This is a genomic window from Escherichia sp. F1 (assembly GCF_046764225.1).
Classification (GTDB): Bacteria; Pseudomonadota; Gammaproteobacteria; order Enterobacterales; family Enterobacteriaceae; genus Escherichia; species Escherichia coli.
Genome location: NZ_CP177202.1, coordinates 4,449,800 through 4,475,668, shown reverse-complemented (window position 1 = coordinate 4,475,668; position 25,869 = coordinate 4,449,800). Strand labels below are relative to the sequence as shown.

Below are 25,869 nucleotides of genomic sequence, written 5' to 3'. Positions count from 1 at the left end.
CAGTACAGTATCAAACCTTTTTCTAGAAAAGTCGGTGCGACCATTCAATTTAAAATTCAAGGCTGAGATATTTCCGAGTAAGTTTCTCTTTGAACTGTATTGGGTATTCATCGAAAAGTAAGTGTTTAATTTATAGACCCTCAGATTTGATGGGCTGAAATGAAGATTGTGTTTAAACGCTTAATTATTGAATTCTTTTATCAGAACAGATATAAAATTATCCAGCTTGAAATTACTTAACTTCATTGCATCAATCTTACGTGACCATCTGAATCATATTACCACTTTGCTCTTCGCAATGTCCGCAGTTCGCTCATAGCAGACTTTTGCATAGATTCTCTTCCTAAAATAGTATGACCTATTAGCCTGTAATCCATGAAAATTATTTGAGATCAATTAGTTATGTATTGGTGGCAACGATAGATGTCTATATAACTGATACTATCGAGTCACTAAATTGATGTGTTTAGGTAGATGAACAAAATGGTAGATCCTTCTAGAAACAAATAGAGTGTGGATGAGGTAACCTGACTCAGCCAATTTATTGAGTCCGTTGAGCATCTGATCGGTTAATCTCTGAGAAAGAGTTTTCAAACAGATTCATTTTCTAGAATTATTTTTACTCATCAAACAAGGATGATTTTAATTTAGGTTTATTACTATTATTATACTCACTCCCTTTTTCATACAATCTCTATTGTTATTTACTTCCTGTCTTCACTCACATTCCATTAGTATTACTCTTGTTATCGTATTCACTCCATCCCTCAATCATAACTACTGTAACTCATATGATGTTCAGATAAGTCATTCTCTACTACGCTATTGTTGATATTCATCTATTCTCATCTTCAGTAAAACAGTAATTGATTTTAATTTATCCATTGTGAACCGTATTTGCTTAACAATGATTGTTTATCTGATATGTTTTAACTGTTCTTGTGAATATCAATTTTTCTGTCATTACTGATTAACTGAATGCTTACTCTTTGATAAGGTATCCATTATTCTGTAACGATTAACCGAGCAGGGTAAACAACAGAATTAATAGAGTGAATTTCTGATTGTGTTTGTTCGTTCCTGATTATCTTGTATGTTAAACAAAATGAAAATTATCCATCCATGGTATTTTTTACTCTGGTGCCGTGTGCCCGTTAACGTTCATATCTTGAACATGAGTTGTTTTTAACAGATTAAATGAGAGTGTATGATTTTATCAGGTTACAGATATGTGTTGGCCTTGTACACGTTTTTTCAGACTCACTGAGAACAAGTTTGTAGTTTATGATGTGATTGGTCGTAATATGTTTCTTAACCTCTTGGTAGTGGGGTTTTATCGCATATTTTGCAGTATTTCGTGATGTTTTATTGAGTCTGTATTTTCTTTACTCCTTGTTTGTCTCATTTCTTTAGTCAATGCCATCAGATAACCTATTCCTTTCAGCACAACGCTACGTGTCGTTAATAACCAGTTGTATCAATATTTTCTACAGCATGGTCTGATAATTATCGTCTGTAAGTTATTACCGTTTTAGATCTGATTATGAGCGAAAACATTAATTCGCTTACAGAGTTTAAAACGTCATTAACTTTCAGGAGTCATCAACATGCCTAAATCTTACACACCAAACTGGTTTTTTACCGCTTTACTTGACAATCACATCAATCAAATGATGGCACGCTATTCCTGCCTGCGGGCCTTACGCATGGATTTCTTCTACAGGAAAGATACGCCTGATTTCTTACAACCTGATCATCGCTGGCTTGAATTGCAGTTGCGTATGCTGCTGGAGCAGGTGGAACAATTTGAAAATATCGTTGGCTTCTTCTGGGTGATTGAATGGACGGCTGATCATGGTTTTCATGCGCATGCGGTTTTCTGGATCGATCGTCAGAGGGTTAAAAAAATATATCCCTTTGCGGAGCGGATTACGGAATGCTGGCGGTCTGTTACGCATAACAGCGGTTCGGCACACCGCTGTACATATCAGCCGCATTATACATACAACATCAACATTCCTGTGCGCCACAACGATCCTGAAAGCATCAATAATATTCGCGGTGCCCTGCATTATCTGGCGAAAGAAGAACAAAAAGACGGGCTGTGCGCCTACGGCTGCAGTGAAGTTCCTGAACGTCCTGCTGCAGGGCGTCCACGTAAGCCTCACTTCTGAAAGTTTAAGTCCTGAACTTCCGCTCCTGGAGATAATCCGTCGGTAAAAACTTACCACCTTGATTAATGATGTGAACCGAAGTCAACGGAGATCATTCACCCTGAACCTGCATCTAGTGTTCTTTCCCTTATCTTCCCGTTCTGCTTCGGTTCTTCACGTATTCCATCAACCCCATCCGCAAACCATAACACGTCAGCTCATTCACGGGCAGGACGCGTTGTGGGCTGCGCATAACGGAGCATATCTTATGAATGCTATCCCTTATTTCGACTATAGCATGGCGCCCTTCTGGCCATCTTATCAGAACAAAGTCATCGGCGTTCTTGAGCGTGCGCTGCGTGAGCAGTCCGGCTCCCGGGTACGGCGGATCCTGCTTCGTCTGCCGTGGGAACATGACAACACCTTTAGTTGCAGCAGAACCTGGTTCGGGATGGGCTTTATTGAAACTGTCAGCGCGCTGATGAATGCAACGCCCGGGCGTGACCTCTGCTGGCTCCTGACCCGTCATCCTGAAAAGCCGGAATACCATGTGGTGTTATGCGTCAGACAGGAGTATTTCGACGGCCCTGAGCTGGACCGGCTGATTCTGGATGCCTGGAGTAACGTGCTGGGCTTTGCGTCACCAGGTGATGCAAAGCCGTACCAGAAGCAGATCACCCGGGATGTGGTGCTGGACAGCCGTTCACCGGACTGCGAAGAGAGACTCAAAGAGTTGATATGGGCGTTCAGTGATTTCGCCCGCGATCGTCGTGGTGTACGCGATCCGGAAGCCCGTTACCTCGCCGGTAACCCCTGGTATCCCGTAGCAGGCCAGCTCTGAAAGCTCAGTTCAGCAGATTCACCCGCATTTGCCCAACCTTCATAAATCTCACAGAGGATATTCTGACTATGTTGACCTCAATAACAGGCCACGACAGCGTATTGCTGCGTACCGACGATCCCCTGATCGACATGAATTATATCACCAGCTTCACCGGTATGACTGACAAATGGTTTTATAAGCTGATCAGTGAAGGCCATTTCCCGAAACCCATCAAGCTGGGCCGCAGCAGCCGCTGGTACAAAAGCGAAGTGGAGCAGTGGATGCAACAGCGAATCGAGGAGTCACGAGGAGCTGCAGCATGAAACGTGTTGTGATGCCGGTACGCTGGCAATGTGCAAAATGCCGGCGCTGGTATTGTGGAAATCAGCCCTGTCCCTGGTGCTGGCGACATTACCGTTCATCTTCCTGCTGACTCTCTCCGGTCAGCCAGCAGGTTGTAGCCCTTTCCTGACTGATTCGTCATTCCATTCACATTGTTTATAACTGGCATTACACCGGTGTTGATGCGTATTTTCCTGTGTGTCTGCACCGGCGTAACAAAATTCAACAGAGTCTGAAGGAGTCGTATTCCGTGCAAATAACCGAAGCCTTACTTTCAGAGCCGGGAGATATCCGGCGTTTTATTCAGCAGGCGGTGGACCACTGGCCACATCTGCTGGCATTTCACTTCACACTCCATTCGGCAGAAGGAAATATCAACGGGCAACAGATTCATGCATTCTATACTTCCTTTTATCGACAGGTGCACGAACGTATTACTGAGCGTAATCACACGGCCAGTCTATCATCGCCGCTGGTATTACGCTGGTTGCGGGAACAACATGGAGGAGCAACAATACGATGCCTGTTGCTGTTCAGCCAGGAGCTTTTCTGCCATCCGCGAGCCAGTGTGACAGTTGATGAAGAATGTTCACAACTGGTGGATTTACTACAACAGACCTGGCAGGTGATAAACGCTGGCGGACAATGCCGGGTGGAAAAGCGTTTTCAGATCGCCCGGGGTGATACATCTGGCCAGTATGTTGCGTTAAAAACAGTCGCATTGTCTCTGGGGTTACCGGTTGTGACCGCCATTATCTATCGTCCGGTACAGCGCTGTACATTGATTACAGCTCAGTGAATCAGCGCAGTTGTGCAGTCAACGAGGTTTTCTGGCTTTTCGTCGGTCATTCAGCATCATTAGCCGGGTCTCTACCTCTTTCTGTTCCTGTGGAGTCACTTCCCCGCACGGCAGCCCCTTCAGGTCATAACGGGCGCCGCCAGCCATTAACGCACGGTAATAGCGCGGAGACTGCACATAAGACGCTACTGCTGCGCGTAATGCACCTGCACTAAACGCCAGTTCTCTGATGGCGATATCTTGTATCAGGTCGTCAGTTATCCCCACTTTAAGCGGTTTTGGTTTTTCCCGGTTGAATAACTCAGGCCAGAGTTCCACAAGACGATTTATACGCTTACGGTTTTTGCGCTGGCGTTTTGTCATATGTCGCCATGGTGTTTGATTCCTCACCCGAAGAGGCTTCTCGTTGTGTACTGTGTTCGTTTTATTCTGCAGCGGCGTTGCCGGTGACTTACTGAAAATACCCTGCGGTTTACGGTTAATGGTCAGCGTTACCATCAGTATTGTTACCTCTTGCTGTCAATGGAAGTGGTACCTCATCCGGTATCTGAAAATGTTTTCCGGTGGATGGCACAGCGAATGTCATGTAAGACATGCTGTTGCCGGTATTGTTCAGTGCTGTGCGTAGTGAGCGTATTCGTTATCAGACAGAGGGGCAGGGAACAAATGGCGTAAACGGGCATCAAAGAGCCGAAGAAACAGTACAGGTCAGGCCGTTATGGTCTGCAAACAGAGTCCTGGCGCCCCGGGACTGAAAACGAAACAATAATCCGCGCACAGTGCGAGGAGCCCGGGCGTGAAGCAATCAGCAGGTAATATTAATGGCAAGACCAGCAGGTTCTTTAAACAAACGAACAATATCAGCAAATACGACAACTCCCGGAGAGGTAAAAGTTTTTCACTTGAGCACTTCTTAAAAAAATGGAGACGAACAAAAATGGGGCGACATACCTGGAAGGTTTCACCTCAGACAGAGAACCAGGAACAAAAACAGTGTGCCGGAGCAAAGGACCGGGAGCTTACCGGCAATTCAACAGCGGCAGAATAATATACTCCGGATGTTCACTTATCAGCGGTCATGGCTGAACATGGTTGTGCAGGTGAATATAATCTTGGTGAAAATGCCTTCTGACCGTTAAGCAGGTTATTGTGAACAGGAAAAAGAGAAGAACACGCCCATGCCGCATGATGCTGCATTCAGGGCGTTTATGGCGTCGCCGGAAGTGGCACGGGATTTTGTCTCGATTCACCTTCCGGAGGAATACCGTCAGCTGTGTGATTTATCGACGCTGCGACTGGAGCCCTGCACGTTTGTGGAGCAGGACCTGAAGCAGTTCGTGTGTGATGCGCTGTTCAGCATAAAGACGGTCAGTGGTGATGAGGGTTATGTGTATTGTCTTGTGGAGCACCAGAGCACAGAAAACGCGTATATGGCATTCAGAATGCTCAGATATGCGGTGGCGGCGATGCAGGCACTTTGAGCAACACAGGACGCTTCCGCTGGTGATACCGATGCTTTTTTACCATGGGGAACGTAGTCCGTACCCGTACAGTATGAACTGGCTGGAGTGCTTTGATAATCCGGCCCTTGCGGCTAAAATCTACACAAGGCCGTTTCATCTGGTGGATGTGACGGTGATGGATGATGATGAGATAATGCAGCACCGCCGTTTGGGCGCGCTGACGCTACTGATGAAACACAGCCGCGAGCCTGTACATAGATTTGTGTAATTGCCTGATTTTGATATGTTCAATCCAGCATCAAATGAAGGTTAATTTATGGACGAAAAACAGTTACAGGCTCTGGCTAACGAACTGGCCAAAAATCTCAAAACCCCTGAAGACCTCAGTCAGTTTGATCGGCTGCTGAAAAAGCTCAGCGTTGAAGCCGCTCTCAATGCAGAGATGACACACCATCCTGGGTATGAGAAAAATCAGTCCAGACCAGGAGCTAACTCCCGCAACGGTTATTCCACAAAGACCGTTATCACAGGCGACGGTCCACTGGAACTGCGTACTCCGCGCGATCGTGACGGTACCTTCGAACCACAACTGGTAAAGAAAAATCAGACCCGTATTACCGGGATGGATAACCAGATCCTCTCGTTGTATGCCAAAGGGATGACCACCCGTGAGATAGCTACTGCGTTCAAAGAACTGTATGACGCAAATGTTTCACCGGCACTGATATCAAAGGTCACCGATGCCGTGATGGAGCAGGTTGTAGAATGGCAAAACCGACCACTGGATGCTGTTTACCCCATTGTTTATCTTGACTGTATCGTCCTGAAAGTTCGGCAGAACAGTCGCGTCATCAACAAATCGGTGTTCCTGGCACTGGGCATCAATATCGAAGGTCAGAAAGAACTGCAGGGTATGTGACTGACCGAAAATGAAGGGGCGAAGTTCTGGCTCAATGTGCTGACTGAACTGAAAAACCGCGGTCTGAACGATATCCTCATCGCCTGTGTGGATGGCCTGAAAGGCTTCCTGGATGCCATCAACACAGTATATCCGGAGGCCCGCATCCAGTTATGCATCGTGCATATGGTGCGCAACAGCCTGCGCTTCGTGTCATGGAAGGGCTACAAAGCCGTCACTCGCGACCTGAAAGCGATTTATCAGGCTCCCACGGAAGAGGCAGGCCAGCAGGCACTGGAAGCGTTCGCGGCGGCCTGGGACAGTCGCTATCCTCAGATAAGCCGAAGCTGGCAGGCTAACTGGCCGAATCTTGCTACATTCTTCGCTTATCCAACGTGTCAATGCCACGATTTTTAACCGTTATAGGATGCGGACAATCCAAATGGTGAATTACCGTCTTATATCACTGGCGCTAACAGTGAAGTTTATGCAGAAAAAATGCATGTTTTTATTAATACTTTTCCGTTTCCCTTGCTACCTCCCATAAAGTACGGGCACCACGACGAAGAGGCGTACGCCTTATTTTTCCTTCTTTTTCAAGACACATAAGATAATGGCGGGCCTGATAGGCACTCATTTCAAAACGCGAGGCAATATCAGTCGTTCTGCATGGTGTCTTTATTTCCTGAATAAAATCCAGTATCTGCTTTTTCTTCATCTTCTGTTAACACTCTTAGCTGTAATCCTTTTTATTATACATCCTTACTTACGTTGAATCTCATTGCCATCTTCTATCATTGCAACCACATGAAAATAAAGGATGTTAGTAATAGTAGTGCTCTGTTTTGACTGTTTATTGCTTTATTGAGTGGTTAGTGATTGGGCATATTTTTGTTTCTGTGTTTTTAATTTCCATGTTTAATATTTTTTATTGCCCTAAATTCATATTTTTTGTGAAAATTGGGATCTATTTTTTGATGAATATCTAAATAAGAACAAAAAACCTATCCAGGAGGCAATATTGGTGTTTACAAAAACAACGATCTTTTTATCTGTTTTTTGTTTTGTTTTTGGGTTTTTGTTCTTAGTTGTTGTGTTTTTGCAGGGTTTTGTGCCGTTAAATTACTTTTGTTTGGTTATAAAGATCGTGAAATTGATGTTTTTCGCTATAAAACACCGTGATAGTCTTCACCACAGAAAACAGGGCGGCAGCAGAGTGAATACATTTTTGTTATCCGGATTTATGTCGTCTTTTTGTCTGGTTATGTTTCTGGAATAGATATAAATGAACAGCAGTGACCTGTATCTGAGCAAGAAGCACGGGCGTACTTTGTCGCCCGGAAAAATGTCAGAGAGCCAGTTCTGGTTATTAGCTGAAATATCTCCGGTTCACAGTGAAAAGGTTCTTAATGCGCTGAGGGATTTTCTGGTTCTGGGTTATACCCGAAGGGAGGCCTGTGAACGACATGAGGTTTCTCAGGGATATTTCTCTGGTGCTCTCGGGCGTATTCAGCGTACCCATCAGGCGGTAAACAGGCTGGTTCCTTTTTATATATCAGAAGCCGGTATTCCATATACGGGATAACAGTTGCATGAAAAATTTATCGCTTTCAGTACTTCTGCTTCTGGCAGGGGGCGGGGTTTCTCACGCCGCTGTTCAGAAAACCGTATTCAGCGCTGACGTGGTGGCTTCGGCCTGTCATGTGGTGGTGGATGCGGACAGTACCGGCAACAGTGGCCGGCTGACATTCGGGACTTACCGCAAGTCCACAGGGGCGTCTGTGCCGCCGCGTGACTTCACTGTGCGTCTGTATGAGTCCGGTGCCACGGTTCAGGGCTGCTCAGCCTTTAAGGCAGGGCAGGTCGCCACCCTGGATTTTGGTAACCCGGGACAGCTGGATGCAGGGGGCGTGGTCACCCGCGGTGCCGGTGATGGTGTTCGCGTGGATGTGCGGGCGGTGGATACACAGGCAGATTATCGCGGACGTCTGACTCAGGACAGTCATTCGGTGAATTACCCGGTGGAGTTTGCTGCTAAAGGACAGTTTCGTTTTCGTGCGCAGCCGGTGTTTCCGGCGAACGTGAAGGCGGGGGAATACACGGGTGCACTGACCTTTGTGGTCACGTATCAGTAACGGAGAAAAGGATTGTGTGTGCAGGAAAGAAGGCAGTCGCTGAGCCGGTTTCGTCCGTGTTTTTCTGTCGGGCCGCACTTGCGCTTGCCGTATCAGCTGCTTTTGCCAGTGCCACAGGTATTGCAGGTGAAAAACTGGATATGTCCTTTATCCAGGGTGGTGCCGGGGTTAATCCGGAAGTCTGGGCAGCCCTGAACGGCAGCTATGCGCCGGGGCGTTATCTGGTTGACCTGTCCCTGAACGGGAAGGAGGCCGGGAAACAGATACTGGATGTGACACCACAGGACAGTAATGAACTGTGTCTGACAGAGGCATGGCTGACGAAGGCCGGGATTTACGTCAGTGCAGATTACTTTCGTGAGGGATATGACGCCACACGACAGTGCTATGTGCTGACAAAAGCCCCGTCAGTGAAGGTGGATTTTGATGTTTCCACCCAGAGTCTGGCGCTGTCCATTCCCCAGAAGGGACTGGTGAAGATGCCGGAGAACGTGGACTGGGACTACGGAACCAGTGCATTTCGCGTGAACTATAACGCGAACGCCAACACCGGTCGCAATAACACCTCGGCCTTTGGTTCAGCGGATCTGAAGGCCAATATCGGGCACTGGGTGGTGAGTTCTTCTGCCACGGCCAGCGGCGGTGACAGCGGGGATAACTCCACCACGATAAACATGTTTACGGCCACCCGGGCCATCCGCGCACTGAGCGCGGACCTGGCGGTCGGGAAAACATCCACCGGGGACAGTCTGCTGGGCAGTACGGGAACGTACGGCGTGTCGCTGAGCCGGAACAACAGCATGAAGCCGGGCAATCTGGGGTATACCCCGGTGTTCAGCGGCATTGCGAACGGGCCGTCGAGGGTGACGCTGACACAGAACGGGCGGTTGCTGCATTCGGAGATGGTGCCGGCGGGGCCGTTCTCCATCACGGATGTGCCGCTGTACACCAGTGGTGATGTGACCATGAAAATCACCGGTGAAGACGGGCGCGAGCAGGTACAGAACTTCCCGTTGTCGGTGATGGCCGGGCAGTTAAGTCCGGGGCAGCACGAGTTCAGTGTGGCAGCCGGTTTGCCTGACGATGACAGTGACCTGAAAGGCGGTGTGTTTGCAGCGTCATACGGTTACGGTCTGGACGGGCTGACACTGCGCACCGGGGGGGTGTTTAACCAGGACTGGCAGGGCGTCAGCGCCGGGGCTGTTCTGGGGCTGAGTTACCTGGGGGCGGTGTCTGCTGACGGGGCTTATGCCACGGCAAAATACCGTGACGGCAACCGCAGCGGGAATAAGGTGCAGTTATCCTGGAGTAAACAACTGGAGATGACGAACACCGGACTGCGGGTGAGCTGGTCACGGCAGAGTGAGGAATATGAGGACATGTCCTCCTTTGACCCGACAGAGTTGTGGTCGCAGTCAAATCATGGTCGCCGGACGAAGGATGAATGGAATGCCGGTGTCAGTCAGCCGGTGGGTGGACTGTTCAGTCTGTCGGTGTCCGGCTGGCAGAGGAGCTATTACCCCGCATCCACGACCGGGCGTTACCGGTACAGCGATGACAACGGTAAGGATACGGGGATTACCGGCACCCTGAGCACACAGATTAAGGGTGTCAGTCTTAACCTGGGCTGGTCCGGTTCACGGAACACCCGGGGGGAAAACAACTGGTCTGCATCGGCGTCAGTATCGGTACCGTTCACACTGTTTGACCGTCGCTACAGCAGCAGTACGTCGGTGAGTACGAGTAAAGACGGTGGCACAGGCTTCAGCACCGGTGTGTCCGGCTCGCTGAATGACCGTTTCAGTTATGGTCTGGGCGGTGGTCGTGACAGTGATGGCGGTGCCAGCAGTTATCTGAACGCGTCGTACAGTGGTGACCGGGCTTATCTGAGTGGTGCCCTGAACCACTCGCAGTCCGGCGGAACCAGTGGTTCTGTCTCGGTCAGCGGTTCGGTACTGGCCGTTCCGGCGGCGAAAGACATTATGTTCAGCCGCACGACCGGGGATACCGTGGCTGTGGTGAACGTGAAGGATACCCCCGGAGTGAAGGTGACGTCCGGTGACGGACAGACTGACAGTGACGGCAACCTGGTGGTACCGCTGAACAGCTATGACTGGAACACGGTGACGATTGATGCGGGCACGCTGCCGCTGAGCACAGAACTGACGAACACCAGTCAGAAGGTGGTGCCGACGGACAAGGCGGTGGTGTGGATGCCGTTTGATGCCCTGAAAGTTAAGCGTTACCTGCTGCAGGTGAAGCAGCGTGACGGTGAGTTTGTGCCGGGGGGAACCTGGGCACGTGACAGTAAGAACACACCGCTGGGCTTTGTAGCTAACAATGGTGTGCTGATGATTAACACGGTGGATGCGCCGGGTGATATCACCCTGGGCCAGTGCCGGATACCTGCGGCGAAACTGCAGGATACTGAGAAACTACAGGAGATTACGTGTGAGTAAGCGTAACGCAGTAACGACGTTTTTCACTAACCGGGTGACAAAAGCACTGGGAATGACTCTGGCGCTGATGATGACCTGTCAGAGTGCGATGGCTTCCCTGGCGGCAGACCAGACCCGCTATATCTTTCGCGGGGACAAGGATGCGCTGACCATCACGGTCACCAACAATGACAAGGAGCGTACCTTTGGTGGTCAGGCCTGGGTGGACAATATCGTGGAGAAGGACACCCGTCCGACTTTTGTGGTGACACCGTCCTTCTTCAGGGTGAAACCGAATGGTCAGCAGACACTGCGTATCATCATGGCCTCGGACCATCTGCCGAAGGATAAAGAGTCGGTGTACTGGCTGAACCTGCAGGATATTCCGCCGGCTCTGGAGGGCAGCGGTATTGCGGTGGCACTGCGCACGAAGCTGAAACTGTTCTACCGACCGAAGGCACTGCTTGAAGGTCGCAAGGGGGCAGAGGAAGGGCTCAGCCTGCAGAGCCGCCCGGATGGCAGGACCATGCTGGTGAACACCACGCCATACATTTTTGCGATTGGCAGCCTGCTGGACGGAAACGGGAAGAAAATTGCCACGGATAACGAAACGGCACAGAAACTGCTGATGTTCATGCCGGGTGATGAAGTGCAGGTGAAGGGAAATGTGGTGAAAGTGGACTCCCTGAATGACTGGGGAAGCCTGCAGACCTGGACAATTAACCAGAAAAAGGCTGTGGCCCCTTCCGGGCAGAAGGCATCTGATTCGCCGGTTAATCCGTCTGATAAGGCAGATAAAAAATAACCGCCCTCCGGAACACGGAACAGAGGGGTAATAAATGAAGAAAACAATGATGGCAGCCACCCTGGTCCTGAGTGCACTCAGTATTCAGTCAGCACTGGCCGCTGAATACAGCGAGAAAACGCAGTATCTGGGTGTGGTGAACGGTCAGGTGTCAGGTAACAGCGTGGTGAAGGTGACCCGTACACCGACAGACCCGGTGCTGTACCGCTCAGTCAGTAACAGCCCGTTGCCAGCAGAGCTGATAATCCGGCATGCAGAAAGCCGCCCGGCTTCCGGCGGACTGGCAAACATCACGGTGAAACAGACTCTGCCGGATAACGGGGAAGCCCGCATCACCCTGAAGACGGCTCTGATGGTTGACGGAAAGAGAGTGGCACTCAGTGCCAGACAGCAGGGTGAGGATGTGGTGATAACCGTACCTGAGGCACAGAAGCTGGTTGAGTTAAGAACGGATGCACCGGCAGAGTTGGAAGTCCCGGTCAGTTACCGGGGAAATCTGCAGATAGCGCTGCAGGTGGAAGACTGAGAATTCATCTCCGACAACAGATGCAATACATCCGTGACTCCGGAACGGGTCATATTGGTAAAGGGATTTACCGTATTTTTAAACGGGAATAACGTAAAGCTATTCTGAGTTAAACACAGTGTTTAATGAAATGCGGTTAATTAAATGAATCCGCAGGGGATAGTTTTGCGGTAATTCCGGAAAAATAAGGATTACCGATTTCAGTTTATTATTTATGAAATATCAAGGAAATTATTTTATGAAAAAGACTCTGATTGCACTGGCTGTGGCTGCCTCTGCTGCAGTATCTGGTTCTGCTATGGCGTGGACTGCAAACGGCACTGGTGGTTCTGTTGCCCTGGGCGGTACCCTGACTCCGGTTACGAAAGCTACCCCATGGGAAGTAAAAACAGGTGATGCTGTCACTGGTCTGGATGCGCAAATTCAGAAAGGTCAGAAAGAAGCCAGTATTGCTGTAAATAGAGCAATTCCGGTTCTGGGTATTCGTACTCAAACTGCTGCAGCATTCCAGGGGCAGCCAGGTATTTCACCGCAGATTAACTATGGCGATGCTGTGAATGTGGATGCATTTGAAAATGGTCGTGCACCAGTCACTCTGGAAGTGAAGGATGATACCAATGCTAAAATTGGCACGCTGACCACGTCTTTGGGTGCATCTGCGTTGGTATCTTACGTGACCTCAAGTTATAACGGTTATAACCACGAATATGCGGAATCTGCTGGTCAGGCATTCTTCGGTGGTTTGCCTAAAAATAAGGCAAATACACCAGACGAAAATATTGCAGGGAATGTATTCCCTGATATTGGATCGCATTTTACATATCAGAATGCATCATATAATGAAGTCGGTCTTGCTAGTAGTTTTTCTGATACTGGTGCTACTTTTAGTGCTTATTATGGCTCTGGTATCGAATCTGGTAAAATTATCAAGATCACTCTTGATCAGGCTGCTTCCGGCGATGCTCCAATCCAGTGGAAAGCATCTCTGCCAGTTACTGTTTTTTACCAGTAATTCAGCAGAGTCCGGCAGTAAACACTCCCCCGTTTACTGCTGACTAAAAATTCAGGTCACTGTTTCCAGTGATCTGAATATACGGAACCGCCATGTCGGAACAGGTGTTTTTTTTCTGTCGGAATGCGTTGTGACGCATGTCGGTTCTGTATTGTTTTCAGTGGGAACACGTTTGAATGAACTGGTTTTTATTTTTATGTGCTCCGGAACAGAGCAGAGTAAATAACAATGAAAATAGCGCATCATTATAAATCCCTTCTTTCAGCCATTATTTCGGTGGCCCTGTTTTATTCGGCAGCGCCACATGCAGATATTCTTGATGGTGGCGAAATTCAGTTTAATGGTTTTGTCACTGACGAAGCTCCCAAATGGACCTGGCAAATCAGTTCACCGGACCAGACCTGGGCAGTGGATACTGCAGATGCACGTACAGAGAACGGGCAACTGGTTTTTAATTTGCGTGATAAAGGGGCTCTGCCGTTTCTGGAGGGACATCTGCATGAGGTGGCTGAGCGTGGTGGTCCCGGATTCACCCCCTTTATTACCTTCAGCAGTAACGGACAGCCTTTTACTGTGACGGAAGGAAACGGTACCTCAGCACAGCACTTCCGCGCCACTGTCCCGGTGCGTGACCCGGAGACGGGAAATGTGTCGGGACAGCTTTCTTTCATCCTGAACCAGGGGATGGTCGTCAGCGCCGGCAGACAGGAAGACGGGGCATCCGTACCGGTCGGGATGTCACTGGTCAGTGGACAGAGCGTGACGGATGTACAGTCAGGAACGCTGCCACAGGGGCTGAAAGCCCGACTCTCTTCTCTGTTACTGATGAATCAGAATTTTGGCAATGGTGTGAATGCGGTGGATAACGGACAGGTTATCAGTCAGGGGGTACTGGCTGACGGTCGGGTGATGAATCTGGCTGCGGCATATGCCTCTGTAGTGTCGGATTTTGAACTGCGGTTGCCGGCGGAGGGTACACCTGCAGCATGGCAGGCAGGGCTGAATGTGACGGTTACAGTACAGTGATGGTTGCAGGGATAAAGGAGAGAAGAGAAATGAAAAAGGTGACGTTATTTCTGTTTGCTGCCAGCCTCCTGCCTTCCTGTGTACTGGCCTGGAACACGCCGGGAGAAGATTTCAGCGGAGAGCTTAAGCTGGAAGGCCCGGTGACCAGCACCCGTAACCCGTGGGTATGGAAAGTCGGACAGGGAAATGAAGGTCTGGAGGTTAAACAGAGCCGCGGTGTTCGTGACGGTGAGCAGGCAATACCGGTCGCACTGCCGGCGATGACCGTTTTACTGGGAAAAACCACCCTGACCACACCGGCAGGACGTGAGGGGCTTTCTCCCCGGGTCAGTTACGGAAAGGGTACTGAGGGATTTTCGCTTGAATGGACAGCACCAGGCGTGGCGGAGGTGACGCTGCCTGTCACCGGAGATAATAACGTCCGGGCAGGCACATTTGTTTTCAGAATGCAGGCTGCGGGGGTGTTGCGCCATATGAAGGACGGACAGCCGGCGTATGCCGGTGTGTATGACGACCTGAATGTGAATGGCCTGCCTGGTGAAAGCACAGCCATGAAGGCTTCTGATATTCCGGGTGTTCTGCAGAAGATGTTCAGTGGTGAAGGTCCGTCCTGGCTGCAGACAATGACCGTCAGTGGTTATTCGGGAGTGAGTCATTTCAGTGATGCCTCCCTGCGTCAGGTTGAAGGTGCGTATGGTGCACAGACTGTGGCAGGCAGTGGTGAATTGCGTCTGAACGGCACGATGCCGGAACGCTGGCGGGTGTCACTGCCGGTAAGTATTGAGTACCAGTAAGCAGGAGGACGGTCCGGTGCTGAATATTATTCATCGTCTGAAGTCCGGTATGTTTCCGGCTCTGTTTTTTCTGACTTCAGCCAGTGTGCTGGCACAACCCCTGACTATTCCGCTGGGCCACTGGCAGGAGGGAATGGCTGTGGGGGTAACGGAATTCAGCGGCACGCTGTATGTTCCTGAAGTTTCCTGGCAGTGGCAGCCCCGTTCTGTGCGGATGGGGACACCAGACGCCGTGCAGGCCGGTCTGACAACGGGTAAAAGCGGCATGGTCAGAGAAAGCCGGAGAGGGCAGGATTTTTATATTCTTGGCGGACATACCACATCACTGACAACTGCCCGTCCGGGGCTGCAGCCGTCGGTGACATTACTTCAGGTGGCGCCATCATCTCCCCGTATTGCGGCCCGGGGAGAACTCGCCCGGGGACAGGTGCGTTACGGGGAAATCACGTTCACGATGCGCCATCTTCTGGCATGGCAGGACAATATTACTGGTGGTCAGGGCTGGAGCGTGGTCAGCGGAGAGGTGACGCCGGAGGCTGAAAAACAGGTGAAACGCCAGTTATGGCAGGTGAACGGCTATGAATGGACTCCGGACTATGCCGGGTTAACCGCGCGTCCTGATGCGTTTATTTCGGGCGCTGAGTCGCTGTTGTCACAGGAGAATGGCAGCCAGCATATTGCCGGTGCCTGGGTGACATCCCTGAGTGATGTGCGGGTGAATTTCCCCGGTGCTGAGGAGCCGGTAAAACGCTGGCAGGGTAATCTGACACCGGTGGTGGTGTATTTCTGATGGCCCGGCAACGAAAAGTGTTAATACCGATGTGGTGGGTGGTTGGTGTCTGTGTGGCAGCAACCTGTATGGCATGTCTGGTGCTGACACTGGTGATGTTCTGTGCGGTACTGATGTGGTGAAGGTCGTAAGTATGAGGCAAAAAATCCTTCTGACCGGAACCTGCTGGTATGAGCTGACAGGGCTGTGGCACCTGTTATCCGCACAGGGCCACAACGTTTACCGTGTACCTCCGGGGTATCCCTGTGTCCGGGAGGGCTGGGACCTGATTATTGTGGCGCTGAGTGCAGAGCCTGTTACGGGCTGGGGGCGTCATCTGTCCTGGATACGTGAACTGAGGGCAGAAATGTCCGGTGAAATGCTGGTTCTGGTGCCGGAAAGGCTGGAAATGCTGAAAGTGTTGCGAAATATCTGCCCGGTGTACAGCGGATGCATGTCGCTGTCGTGCCTGGAAAGAACGGTCCGCATGGCACTGAACAGAAAGACAGCCCGTACCGGTAAATTCCGTCTGACATCCGGACAACGCCGGGCACTGGAGCGTCTTTCGGAAGAGGGGAGAGGCTGCCCCTTGGGGCTGAAGCCGGAGGAACGTGAGCTGTATTATCACTATGCCCGGCTGGCAGAGAATGTGGGCGTAAGGGATATCCGGTTGTTACTGATGGCAGGACTGGACCGGGAGATCTGCTGTACGACGGGGGCGGCGGAGGGGGGCTCCCATCTGTCGTAAAAATGGCATGCGGGCCGGGTCCGTCTGTTGATATGTCCCGGTACCCGCAGGACTGCCCGCGGTGGATATATTAGCGCCGGGAATGGCTGGGGAGAGCCATTCTGTGTGGCAGAAAGGAACCATGCAGGCCGGAGAGGTACAGAAACTGTACAGATGAATGTCACAATAATATTAAATGCTGTGATGCATTAACTGACGGTAGTGTGAACTCTATTTTTCTGAGTACGAGAGGACAGTGTTTTGAGAATGGGTTATATGTCAGATGCCAGAAGTCTGCCTGTATTAATGTACCACCATGTCAGTAATAAACCCGGGCTGGTTACATTATCTCCTCACACATTTCGTTCACAGATGAGATGGCTGGCAGGCTCCGGATGGAAGACCGTTACCGCTGCAGAAGTGGAGTTGTTCTACCTCGGTGGGAAACTGCCCAGGAAAAGCGTCATGCTGACTTTTGACGACGGCTGGCTGGATAACTGGTCGCAGGTCTTCCCCGTCCTGAGGGAGTTTGGTCTGCATGCACATATCTTCCTTATTACCGGGCTGATAGGTGACGGCCCGGTCAGGGAGCGGGTGGATGACACCCCCTCACACAGGGAGTGTGAAGAATACATTAAACAGGGACTGGCAGATAACGTCATGCTGCGCTGGTCTGAGATCAGAGAAATGCGCAGTAGTGGACTCGTTGAGTTCCACTCACATACCCACACTCATCGTCGCTGGGATCTGATGCCGGGCATCACCAACCCGCTGGAACTTCTACGGGCTGATATTTTGCTCAGTCGTGAACGGATGAAAGAAATGCTCGGCAGCTGCAGCCCCCATCTGTGCTGGCCGGAAGGATGGTACCACCCGGATTATATCCGGATTGCCGGGGATCTGGGCTTCACCTGCCTGTACACAACCGAGAGGCGAATGAACACCCCACAACACGGTGCCTGTCAGATAGGTCGTATCAGCACCAAGGAGCGGGAGTCTTCAGGATGGCTGAAACGGCGCCTGTTCTGTTATACCACGCCGGTCTTCTCTTCATTGCTTGCCCTGCATAAGGGGCCGCGTCTGTCCTGGAACTGATGCAGGGGGGATGGATGAAATTTCTTTATACTGAATCGTCCCCTGACATCGGGGGACAGGAATTACAGGCCATTGCCCAGATGTGTGCCATGCAACGGTCGGGACATCAGGTGATGCTGGCCTGCCGCGAACACAGCAGGATTTCGGCAGAGGCGCGCCGTTATGGCATTCCGGTGGTTCACATTCCGTTCCGGAACAGCCTCCATCTCCCTTCTGTTCTGGCCCTCAGGCGGCTGACAGTGAGATTCAGGCCGGATATTGTGGTCTGCCACAGTGGGCATGACAGCAACATTACCGGACTGGTCCGGGCCTCCCTTCCCGGGAGAGCGGGGCGTTTCTGCATTATCCGGCAGAAAACATATCTGACCAGAAAAGTGAGGATGTTCTCCCTGAACCACATGTGTGATGTCGTGGTGGTGCCTTCCGGTGATGTGGGTTCCCGGTTATTGAGCAGGAGATGTCTGCGGCCTGTTGTTGTTGTGCCTCCCGGTACAGATTTCTCCTCCCTCAGACGGCAGTCCGGAGAAGCACTGCCGGCAAATATTGATGCGTGGCTGAAATGCCGGGAGCCGGCTCCTGTGATTGTTCAGGTGGCGATGATACGACCAGAAAAGGGGCATCACTTTATGCTGAATGTGCTTCACAGGCTGAAACAGGAAGGCCTGCGTTTTTACTGGCTGATTGTGGGAAGCGGGAACAGAGAGGAGGAGGAACGACTGCGGGCAGGGATCAGGCAGATGGGGATGGAAGATTGTGTACTGATGTGCGGCCTGTTATCACCAGTGGCACCGGTTTACCGGGCTGCTTCCCTGATGGTCATGCCTTCCCGTAATGAGTCCTTTGGCATGGTTATTGCCGAGGCTGCAGCATGTGGCACGCCGGTGATGGCCAGCCGGGTGGGCGGCATTCCGCTGGTTATGCAGGGTGGACGAAATGGTGTACTGCTTCCGCCAGATGACCGGGAGGCCTGGATAAACGCCCTGAAAGCGTTTTTCTCGGCGCCTGAAGACCTGCAGGCAATGGCGCTGCAGGCCAGGAGGGACGTGCTGTCCCGTTACAGCATTGACAGAACCGTCACGGAGCTGGTGAAACTGGGGGAGCGTTACCGCCGTATCCGGTGGGGGGATGACTACTGTGATGAGGAGAAAAGCAGAATGGATACGTCACCGGGGAAAGTGACAGATAAAAACTGCGCTGGTGTCGGGAGACATAACGGGGAAAGAAAACTGTCAGCCCTCAGGCTGTTCGTGAAGCTGGTGACTGACCCGGTTTATTACCGTCGTCGGTGGGAAATGCGGAATTTTCGTTATCGCTTTATTCTGCGAACCCTCTTCGTATGGCCATGGGTTACGTTCCGTTATCTGCAGGGGTTATGCAGGCTGGAGGAAACTGAGCGTCTGCTTGAGGCTAACCCTGTTCTGCCGGCCAAACCTCACCGGCCCTACCTGCACCGCGGTGGAAATGCACGACAGCGGGCCCGGGCCGTTCTGGAACATTACCATTTTGTCCGGACATTGCCTGATACGCTCAGACCTTTCCTGCAGATTTACCGGGAAAAAACACTTGCCAGTCTGAAAGGGAAAAATGGTGCGTCGCTGGATATCACCTGCGCCCCCTGTGGATTTGACCGTGAAGGAGAACTGATGCTGATCCTGTACTGTGACGGTATGGTAGTGACCCGGATCTCTTTTTCGTTCATTCGCTGGCAGGACAAATACACCCTGTTCATCGGTGGTCTGCAGGGCCCCCGGGAAGAGGGAAAGGACATCATCCGTCATGCCACCCGGCAGTGTCATGGATTGTTCCCGCGTCGGGTGCTTTGTGAGGCAGTGGCTGTGCTGGCCGGGATCTGCCAGCTGGATACCATCACAGCGGTCAGTGAGGAAAAACACGTTCTGCGGCATGACAGATACGCTGTCCGCAAACAGGGGCGTTTCGTTGCCCGTTACAGTGACTGCTGGATTTCTGTTGGTGGTGAGTGTACCGGTGATGGCTTCTATCGACTCCCGCTCCCTCTGCCACGCAAGGAGGAGGAGGATATACCTGTGCGTAAACGGGCGGAATACCGCAGACGTAACGCATTGCTGAATAACATAAATATTTCCATTCGGGCAGCGACGGGAGCTGAACATATTCCACTGTTCCCTGACAGTCCGGAAAAATATGAGGGGTGAGCCGTGAGGATTATTCTTGCCAGTCTGCTTGTTATTATCTCAACCGGAACGGCAGGAGCTGCGGTTAATCAGCCGGGTAAATACACTATTGATTCGGACAGGCAGGAAATTCTGCCAGACGGTAATATCAGTGCGACCGGACATGTACATGCAGTAAACGGGGATATGGTTATTGATGCGGATGAGGTTGTATATCACCGGTATAACGTGAATCTCCCGTATATAACCGCAAAAGGGAAGCCGGTAAAATACAGTGGTGTGGCCAGTAACGGGAAATTGTTCTCGGGTGTTTCAGAAGAGGCCCGATATACAATAAATACTGGCGAGATTGTTCTTACCGGGAATGCCTGTGTCCGGATGGAAGGGAACAGATTATCTGCTGACATAATCCGTTATAACGTGAATTCGGGAATAATCGTTGCATTGCCCCGCCCCGGAAGCAGGGTAAAGAGCATCATCGCCGGAGATACGGTTTCACGGAAGAACTAGTGCCCGCACAGCATGAGTCTCTGCGCGGAACAGAAATATATACAGGTCCATTCTCTTTCACTTCCGGCATGTCCGGATGGAGCATGCCAGCATCCGTCCATGCCGCTTTATATTGGCAGGAAGGAAATTATTTTGGGGCCGGTTTAAAAAGCAGAATATGCTAGCCTGTATGATGACATTTATTTACGGATATACCGGCATCTGAATTATTGCGTTGCTGACAGGTTCATCCCTGTCATTTATATATCGTTCAATACCGGACAGCTAAAATACCCGTCCGGAGACAGTAGTGGTTATAACAGGTTGTGGATATGGGAATATTATTTATTACGGGGGCCACAGGGTTCCTTGGTGGCGCGGTTCTGGAGAGGTTTCTTGACAGAAACCCGGAGATGAACGTCCTGCTACTGGTTCGGGCCGCCGATCCTCTGAGCGGACTTGAGCGGGTCCGGGAGAATATGCGCAGATTTAACATCAGTGAAGATGTTCTCCGGCGTTTAACGGTCAGTCATATTCTGCCGGGAGACCTGAGTGAACCGGATGGTTATCTCAGTGACCCCCGCCTTGAGCTGGTAACACATGTCATAAACTGTGCTGCAGTTGCCTCTTTTGGCAATAACCCACTTATATGGAAGGTTAATGTCGAAGGCACACACTCTCTGGCACGCCGGATGGCAGAGGTCTCCGGTCTCCGGTGTTTTCTGCACATAAGTACCGCCATGGCATGCACTCCGGAGGCACATTCGTTGGTGACTGAGGATGAGTTGTCAGAGACAGGAGAACATCTGGTTGAATACACGCGGTCAAAAGCTGCAGCGGAGCGCCTGCTGCGCCAGCAGTGCCCGGGGTTGCCTTTACTGATAGCCCGCCCTTCGATCGTTGTTGGTCACACCCGTCACGGCTGTCAGCCCTCAACCAGTATCTTCTGGGTGTTCAGGATGGGACTGATGCTGCAGAAATTCATGTGCTCAATGGACGATTATATTGACGTTGTCCCGGTCGACTATTGTGCTGATGCCCTGCTGAGGCTGCTCAGAAGCCCGTTTATCAGTGGTGAAGTTGTGCATATCTCTGCCGGCGAAGAAGGCAGTGTGACATTTGCAGATATTGACAGAGCCATGGCGCAGGCGCTGGGAACAGAGCCTGTTGGAGAAAAATATGCTCAGGTCGGCTATGACACGCTTGTAATGATGCGACACCAGTTCAGGAGGATCTTTGGTCCCTGCAATGAACGTCTGATGCTGAGGGCAATGCGTCTGTATGGGGCGTTCAGTATGCTTGGTGTGCGATTCAGCAATGAAAAATTACTTGAAACCGGCATGCCGAAGCCACCGCGGTTTACCGAATATCTTGGGTGTTGTGTACAGACGACCAGGGGACTGTCCATTCCCCAACAGATGGCAGTTGATTTCAAATAACGTTGTCATTGTGGATGGCGCGCCGTATGTCGTCACCAGCCTTCGTCACCTGCATCCTGGACAGGTTGTTGCCATTGTTTATGGGCGTGAGTGACTGAGGACCATAACACGCAGGCTTCTGAGGAAACAGGCTAAAGTCAGAAAAATGAGTGATACGTTTTTAACCGAAAAAATCCTTACTGGAGAAAATGTTCTGCGAGCAGCAACCGCCCGTATTGAGTGGATTTTTGAAACATTTCCGTCGGTATGCCTGTCTTTTTCAGGTGGAAAGGATTCCACGGTACTCTTCCATCTTGTCGCCGATGTGGCCCGCAGGAAAAAACGTCGTTTCTCTGTACTGTTCATTGACTGGGAAGCTCAGTACCAGTGCACCATTGAATATATTCAGAAGATGCGGGAAATGTACCGGGATGTGACGGATACCTTTTACTGGGTGGCACTTCCCCTGACCACGGTAAACGGTGTCTCGCAGTTTCAGCCGGAGTGGATATGCTGGGAGTCGGGTGTGACCTGGGTTCGCCAGCCACCGGAATACGCCATTACGGATATGGCGTATTTTCCCTTTTACCGGTATGCCATGACTTTTGAAGAATTTGTTCCGGCATTTTCTTCCTGGTTTGCCGGTAACCGGTGTGGGGTGGCAGTGCTGACCGGTGTTCGTGCGGATGAATCCCTCAATCGCTTTATGGGGCTGGTGTCTCAGCGCAAACTGAGATATGCCGATGATAAGCCCTGGACCACGGCATCGCCTGAAGGGTTTTATTACACCATATATCCGTTATATGACTGGAAAGCCCGCGATATCTGGATATATAACGCCAGAACCCGTGCCATCTACAATCCTCTGTATGACCTGATGTACCGTGCTGGCGTGCCGTTACGCAACATGCGTGTCTGTGAACCTTTTGGTCCTGAACAGCGTAAGGGACTGTGGCTTTACCATGTTCTGGAGCCGGAAACCTGGGCCAGGATGTGTGAACGGGTGTCAGGAGCTGCCAGCGGGGCGCTTTATGCCAATGAGAGTGGTGCCTATTTTGCCCTGCGTAAGCGTATCACGAAGCCGGCTCATCATACCTGGCGTAGCTATGCGATGTTCCTGCTGGATGTGATGCCGGAAAGAACAGCAGAACATTACCGTAATAAAATAGCTGTCTATCTGCGCTGGTATCAGACGCGGGGCTTCCCGGATGACATTCCGGATGAACAGGAGAATGACCAGGGGCGCCGGGATATTCCGTCCTGGCGACGTATCTGTAAGACTCTCATAAAGAATGATTTCTGGTGCCGGACCCTTTCCTTCAGTCCGAACAAACCCCGGCACTATGAACGTTATCTGCAGCGTATGAAAGAAAGGAGGAAGGAATGGGGGATTCTGTGACACCGGAGATACTTGGCAACATGATTCGTCAGTACTTCAGCCAGGAACGACCAGAAGAAGAGGCCATACAGGCCCTGAATCACCTGCGCAGAGTGCTTCATGAAGTCAGTCCTTTTGCGCAGGAGCCTGTGGACTGCGTGCTGTGGGTGAAAGCAGATGAGGTGGTGGCCAATGATTACAATCCTAATGTCATGGCGCCGGGTGAGAAAAAACTGCTGAAGCATTCACTGGAGCAGGATGGGTTCACGCAGCCTGTGGTTGTCTCGGAAGAGAAGGAGCATTATCTGGTCGTGGATGGTTTTCATCGTCAGTTACTGGGCAGGGAAGCCGATACAGGAAAGCGTCTGAAGGGCTGGTTGCCAGTGACCTGTATTAATCCGGAAAGAAAGGGACAGGCCTCACGTATTGCTGCAACCATTAGACATAACCGGGCCAGGGGGAAACACCAGATAACCTCAATGTCAGATATTGTCAGGGACCTGTCGCGGCTGGGCTGGACGGATGAACGTATTGGTACAGAGCTGGGTATGGACCAGGATGAAGTGCTGAGACTGAAACAGATTAGCGGGCTGACAGAATTGTTTCAGGAAGAGGACTTCAGCCCGGCATGGACGGTTCGCTGAGGGCGTCAGATATATGTATTATTTCAGTGAGTTAATGTTTTGAGCAGGAAAAAGAGTACCCCGGAGGTTGTGGAAGACACGGTTGCACAGAAACTGGAGGCAGCAGGTTGCTGGCGCCGAGCTTCTGCCCGCTGGCTTTTTGTTATGGGCAATTTTGAATGTACAGAAGCACAACGGGAGTGGCTGTTGTTGCGGCGTAATTTTTGTCTGGCGCAGATATCGCCCCCACCGCCACCTGAAAAGCTGGATATCAGCGAAGTGGCGAAAGCTGCAGATGCCACGCTGAGGCGAATGGGGATTGCCAGCCCGTCCGGGGAGATATTCAGAAAAGGTATACAGATATATTAGTTTTCAGATTAATGGGTGTGAATAATGAATAAAGGAATAGCAAATCTCATAGTGGCCCGCCGCTCTGACTGCAATGAGGCTGACAGAGCTGAAACTATTCGTCAATGTCAGAACAACAGAAACCTTGCAAACGGGGATGCGTTTATACAGATAAAAACAGTCTTATTTTCTTTTTTATTTCTGTTGGTTCTTCCTGGAACGGTATCGGCCCATCATATCGAATGGCAATCCTGTATGACTCAACCATATAGTCACTGGTTTGGTGAGGAAAAACCTTCACCAGATTTATTATGTGGATATTTATCTGTTCCACTAAAGTATACGGATACTGGCGGAGATATTTCTGATGAAGAAATACCACAGGTCAGACTGGCGCTGACAAAGTTGCCGGCAAAAAGCAAGCCTGAGGGGAGTATCCTTATGATACCGGGTGGCCCGGGCCAGCCAGGTATTAACCCCTATATTGATTTTGACTGGCCGGTAACGAATCTCAGGGAGTCATGGAATATTATCGGTTTTGATCCTCGAGGAATTGGTCAATCTACCCCCGTAATAAACTGCCAACAGTCCGATACAGATATTCAGGAAGACATAACTGAAAAACAACGGATATTGAAAAAAATCAATGCCTGCATCCATAATTCTGGTGGAGCTGAAGTCATTCGTTATATTGGTTCTAACGAGGCTACATATGATATTGACCGCATCAGACAGGCTCTGGGGGACAGACAACTGACAGCAGTGGCGTATTCATACGGAACGCAGATTGCATCCTTATACGCTGAACGTTTTCCCTCGAATGTCAGGTCTATCGTTCTTGATGGCGTCGTCAACCTTGATGATCTGGATTTTACATGGCAACTCAGACAGGCTCAGGGATATCAGGAAACGTTTGAACGTTTTGCTTCATGGTGTGCCAGTACAAAAAGTTGCCCGCTTTCTTCAGACAGAGAGCAGGCAATAAATCAGTTCAATGAATTATTATCAAAATTGCATCGCAGCCCTTTAACTGACAGCAAAGGGAAAGAGGTATCATCAGATGACCTCATATTATTGACATACGATCTTCTACTATGGCGCTCATCGTGGCCAGTACTTGCAACTGCCATACGTCAGTTTTCCCGGGGAATTGTCAGCAAGGAAATAGAAACCGTGCTCAATGAACCATTGTTTTCGGAAAAATCCAGTGATGCTCTGGAGGTTATTCTTTGCGTTGATGAGGAAGATAAACAATTAACGCCGGCAGAACGAGAATCACGAAAAAATGCTCTTGCTGATGCTTTTCCGGCTATTAACTTTCACAGGGAAACGTCCGGTTCACCTGATTTTTGTGAATTGTGGCCAGTACATCGAGGCCTGAAGAATACCCGCAGGGAGAATACAGTTTTGCCCTCTGGTTTACTGTTCGTAGCACAGAAGCACGATCCGACAACTCCCTGGATTAATGCTCGCAAGGCGGCTGATAAGTTTTCCAGCCCGTTGCTGACAGTAAATGGAGATGGGCATGCTCTGGCTCTCAATGGAACTAACTTATGTGTAGATAAAGCTGTTGTGCGTCATCTTCTGGCTCCCCAGAAAATGGAAGATATTACTTGTTCAGGACGTTAGCGAATGTTGGACTGAACATATTAAGA

General features: G+C 50.5%; 27 protein-coding genes and 3 pseudogenes. 28 read left to right on the top strand and 2 right to left on the bottom strand.

The features are described from left to right. Positions 1 to 1,607: 1,607 nt before the first annotated feature. The 5 genes from ACK8NJ_RS21485 to ACK8NJ_RS21465 all read left to right on the top strand — a co-directional run bounded on the left by ACK8NJ_RS21485 (position 1,608) and on the right by ACK8NJ_RS21465 (position 4,117). Positions 1,608 to 2,174 (top strand): YagK/YfjJ domain-containing protein, encoded by a 567-nt coding sequence (locus tag ACK8NJ_RS21485; RefSeq protein WP_097456899.1) that lies wholly within the window; start codon positions 1,608 to 1,610, stop codon positions 2,172 to 2,174. A gap of 247 nt (positions 2,175 to 2,421) precedes the next feature. Next, positions 2,422 to 2,994 carry a hypothetical protein gene (locus ACK8NJ_RS21480; protein WP_411961950.1) on the top strand — a complete coding sequence of 191 codons (573 nt, stop codon included), beginning with the start codon at positions 2,422 to 2,424 and terminating at the stop codon, positions 2,992 to 2,994. 68 nt (positions 2,995 to 3,062) lie between these two features. Beyond that, positions 3,063 to 3,299 carry a helix-turn-helix transcriptional regulator gene (locus tag ACK8NJ_RS21475; RefSeq protein ID WP_098402556.1) on the top strand — a complete coding sequence of 79 codons (237 nt, stop codon included), beginning with the start codon at positions 3,063 to 3,065 and terminating at the stop codon, positions 3,297 to 3,299. A 28-nt stretch (positions 3,300 to 3,327) separates the two neighbouring features. Next, entirely contained in the window at positions 3,328 to 3,480 is a 153-nt protein-coding gene (locus ACK8NJ_RS21470) for a hypothetical protein (protein WP_411961949.1), read from the top strand. An 88-nt stretch (positions 3,481 to 3,568) separates the two neighbouring features. Next, positions 3,569 to 4,117: a YagK/YfjJ domain-containing protein gene (locus ACK8NJ_RS21465; protein ID WP_411961948.1), complete on the top strand. Its 549-nt coding sequence runs from the start codon at positions 3,569 to 3,571 to the stop codon at positions 4,115 to 4,117. Between the two features lie 18 nt (positions 4,118 to 4,135). Here the strand turns inward: ACK8NJ_RS21465 and ACK8NJ_RS21460 are convergent, their stop codons facing one another. Next, the gene (locus ACK8NJ_RS21460) at positions 4,136 to 4,615 is read right to left on the bottom strand and encodes a ProQ/FINO family protein (protein WP_411961947.1); all 480 of its coding nucleotides are present in this window, start codon (positions 4,613 to 4,615) and stop codon (positions 4,136 to 4,138) included. 298 nt (positions 4,616 to 4,913) lie between these two features. Here ACK8NJ_RS21460 and ACK8NJ_RS21455 point away from each other — a divergent pair, with 298 nt between their 5' ends. The 3 genes and pseudogenes from ACK8NJ_RS21455 to ACK8NJ_RS21445 form a co-directional block, all read left to right on the top strand. Then, a complete protein-coding gene (locus tag ACK8NJ_RS21455; RefSeq protein ID WP_411961946.1) occupies positions 4,914 to 5,165 on the top strand; it encodes a hypothetical protein in 252 nt (83 codons plus the stop codon). A gap of 130 nt (positions 5,166 to 5,295) precedes the next feature. Continuing rightward, positions 5,296 to 5,824: pseudogene (locus tag ACK8NJ_RS21450) on the top strand (Rpn family recombination-promoting nuclease/putative transposase); the annotation flags it as partial. A 72-nt stretch (positions 5,825 to 5,896) separates the two neighbouring features. Further along, positions 5,897 to 6,871, top strand: a pseudogene (locus tag ACK8NJ_RS21445) (IS256 family transposase); the annotation flags it as partial. Positions 6,872 to 6,989: 118 nt separating this feature from the next. On the opposite strand, the gene ACK8NJ_RS21440 reads toward ACK8NJ_RS21445, so the two are convergent. After that, complete coding sequence (locus ACK8NJ_RS21440; RefSeq protein WP_000730142.1) at positions 6,990 to 7,196, bottom strand: FaeA/PapI family transcriptional regulator; 207 nt, start codon at positions 7,194 to 7,196, stop codon at positions 6,990 to 6,992. 567 nt (positions 7,197 to 7,763) lie between these two features. On the opposite strand from ACK8NJ_RS21440, the gene daaA reads away from it, so the two are divergent. The 20 genes and pseudogenes from daaA to ACK8NJ_RS21340 all read left to right on the top strand — a co-directional run bounded on the left by daaA (position 7,764) and on the right by ACK8NJ_RS21340 (position 25,843). Then, positions 7,764 to 8,063 carry a F1845 fimbrial adhesin operon transcriptional regulator DaaA gene (gene daaA / locus ACK8NJ_RS21435; RefSeq protein ID WP_001088797.1) on the top strand — a complete coding sequence of 100 codons (300 nt, stop codon included), beginning with the start codon at positions 7,764 to 7,766 and terminating at the stop codon, positions 8,061 to 8,063. A 7-nt stretch (positions 8,064 to 8,070) separates the two neighbouring features. Further along, positions 8,071 to 8,613, top strand: a complete 543-nt coding sequence (locus ACK8NJ_RS21430; RefSeq protein ID WP_096925848.1) for a fimbrial protein — start codon at positions 8,071 to 8,073, stop codon at positions 8,611 to 8,613. 14 nt (positions 8,614 to 8,627) lie between these two features. Next, positions 8,628 to 11,072: a F4 (K88) fimbrial usher FaeD gene (gene faeD / locus ACK8NJ_RS21425; protein ID WP_411961945.1), complete on the top strand. Its 2,445-nt coding sequence runs from the start codon at positions 8,628 to 8,630 to the stop codon at positions 11,070 to 11,072. Then, positions 11,065 to 11,856 carry a F4 (K88) fimbrial chaperone FaeE gene (gene faeE, locus ACK8NJ_RS21420; protein ID WP_411961944.1) on the top strand — a complete coding sequence of 264 codons (792 nt, stop codon included), beginning with the start codon at positions 11,065 to 11,067 and terminating at the stop codon, positions 11,854 to 11,856. Before faeD ends, faeE begins: the two co-directional genes overlap by 8 nt. Before the next feature lie 34 nt (positions 11,857 to 11,890). Continuing rightward, positions 11,891 to 12,382 (top strand): F4 (K88) fimbria minor subunit FaeF, encoded by a 492-nt coding sequence (faeF, locus tag ACK8NJ_RS21415; RefSeq protein ID WP_411961943.1) that lies wholly within the window; start codon positions 11,891 to 11,893, stop codon positions 12,380 to 12,382. Positions 12,383 to 12,620: 238 nt separating this feature from the next. Continuing rightward, on the top strand, positions 12,621 to 13,394 hold the full coding sequence (locus tag ACK8NJ_RS21410; protein ID WP_411961942.1) for a hypothetical protein: 774 nt from the start codon (positions 12,621 to 12,623) through the stop codon (positions 13,392 to 13,394). 228 nt (positions 13,395 to 13,622) lie between these two features. After that, positions 13,623 to 14,420, top strand: coding sequence for a F4 (K88) fimbria minor subunit FaeH (gene faeH / locus ACK8NJ_RS21405; protein WP_411961941.1), 798 nt, complete (start codon positions 13,623 to 13,625; stop codon positions 14,418 to 14,420). Between the two features lie 29 nt (positions 14,421 to 14,449). Then, positions 14,450 to 15,214: a F4 (K88) fimbria minor subunit FaeI gene (gene faeI, locus ACK8NJ_RS21400; protein ID WP_411961940.1), complete on the top strand. Its 765-nt coding sequence runs from the start codon at positions 14,450 to 14,452 to the stop codon at positions 15,212 to 15,214. Between the two features lie 16 nt (positions 15,215 to 15,230). Next, entirely contained in the window at positions 15,231 to 16,004 is a 774-nt protein-coding gene (gene faeJ / locus ACK8NJ_RS21395) for a F4 (K88) fimbria accessory protein FaeJ (RefSeq protein WP_411961939.1), read from the top strand. Continuing rightward, a complete protein-coding gene (locus ACK8NJ_RS21390) occupies positions 16,004 to 16,126 on the top strand; it encodes a hypothetical protein (protein ID WP_256112207.1) in 123 nt (40 codons plus the stop codon). The genes faeJ and ACK8NJ_RS21390 overlap by 1 nt, the downstream gene beginning before the upstream one ends. Then, the gene (locus ACK8NJ_RS21385) at positions 16,078 to 16,731 is read left to right on the top strand and encodes a hypothetical protein (RefSeq protein ID WP_411961938.1); all 654 of its coding nucleotides are present in this window, start codon (positions 16,078 to 16,080) and stop codon (positions 16,729 to 16,731) included. The genes ACK8NJ_RS21390 and ACK8NJ_RS21385 overlap by 49 nt, the downstream gene beginning before the upstream one ends. Before the next feature lie 255 nt (positions 16,732 to 16,986). After that, positions 16,987 to 17,805: a polysaccharide deacetylase family protein gene (locus ACK8NJ_RS21380; RefSeq protein WP_411961937.1), complete on the top strand. Its 819-nt coding sequence runs from the start codon at positions 16,987 to 16,989 to the stop codon at positions 17,803 to 17,805. Positions 17,806 to 17,819: 14 nt separating this feature from the next. Then, positions 17,820 to 18,908, top strand: a pseudogene (locus ACK8NJ_RS21375) (glycosyltransferase family 4 protein); the annotation flags it as partial. A gap of 51 nt (positions 18,909 to 18,959) precedes the next feature. Beyond that, positions 18,960 to 19,979: a VirK/YbjX family protein gene (locus ACK8NJ_RS21370; protein ID WP_411962560.1), complete on the top strand. Its 1,020-nt coding sequence runs from the start codon at positions 18,960 to 18,962 to the stop codon at positions 19,977 to 19,979. A gap of 3 nt (positions 19,980 to 19,982) precedes the next feature. Continuing rightward, positions 19,983 to 20,468: a lipopolysaccharide transport periplasmic protein LptA gene (gene lptA / locus ACK8NJ_RS21365; protein WP_411961936.1), complete on the top strand. Its 486-nt coding sequence runs from the start codon at positions 19,983 to 19,985 to the stop codon at positions 20,466 to 20,468. 311 nt (positions 20,469 to 20,779) lie between these two features. After that, complete coding sequence (locus ACK8NJ_RS21360) at positions 20,780 to 21,886, top strand: SDR family oxidoreductase (RefSeq protein WP_411961935.1); 1,107 nt, start codon at positions 20,780 to 20,782, stop codon at positions 21,884 to 21,886. Positions 21,887 to 22,031: 145 nt separating this feature from the next. Next, positions 22,032 to 23,264 (top strand): phosphoadenosine phosphosulfate reductase, encoded by a 1,233-nt coding sequence (locus ACK8NJ_RS21355; protein WP_411961934.1) that lies wholly within the window; start codon positions 22,032 to 22,034, stop codon positions 23,262 to 23,264. Beyond that, complete coding sequence (locus ACK8NJ_RS21350; RefSeq protein ID WP_411961933.1) at positions 23,249 to 23,887, top strand: IbrB-like domain-containing protein; 639 nt, start codon at positions 23,249 to 23,251, stop codon at positions 23,885 to 23,887. The genes ACK8NJ_RS21355 and ACK8NJ_RS21350 overlap by 16 nt, the downstream gene beginning before the upstream one ends. Before the next feature lie 69 nt (positions 23,888 to 23,956). Continuing rightward, positions 23,957 to 24,235 (top strand): PerC family transcriptional regulator, encoded by a 279-nt coding sequence (locus ACK8NJ_RS21345; RefSeq protein WP_411961932.1) that lies wholly within the window; start codon positions 23,957 to 23,959, stop codon positions 24,233 to 24,235. A 24-nt stretch (positions 24,236 to 24,259) separates the two neighbouring features. Then, on the top strand, positions 24,260 to 25,843 hold the full coding sequence (locus tag ACK8NJ_RS21340; protein WP_411961931.1) for an alpha/beta fold hydrolase: 1,584 nt from the start codon (positions 24,260 to 24,262) through the stop codon (positions 25,841 to 25,843). Positions 25,844 to 25,869 lie beyond the last annotated feature (26 nt).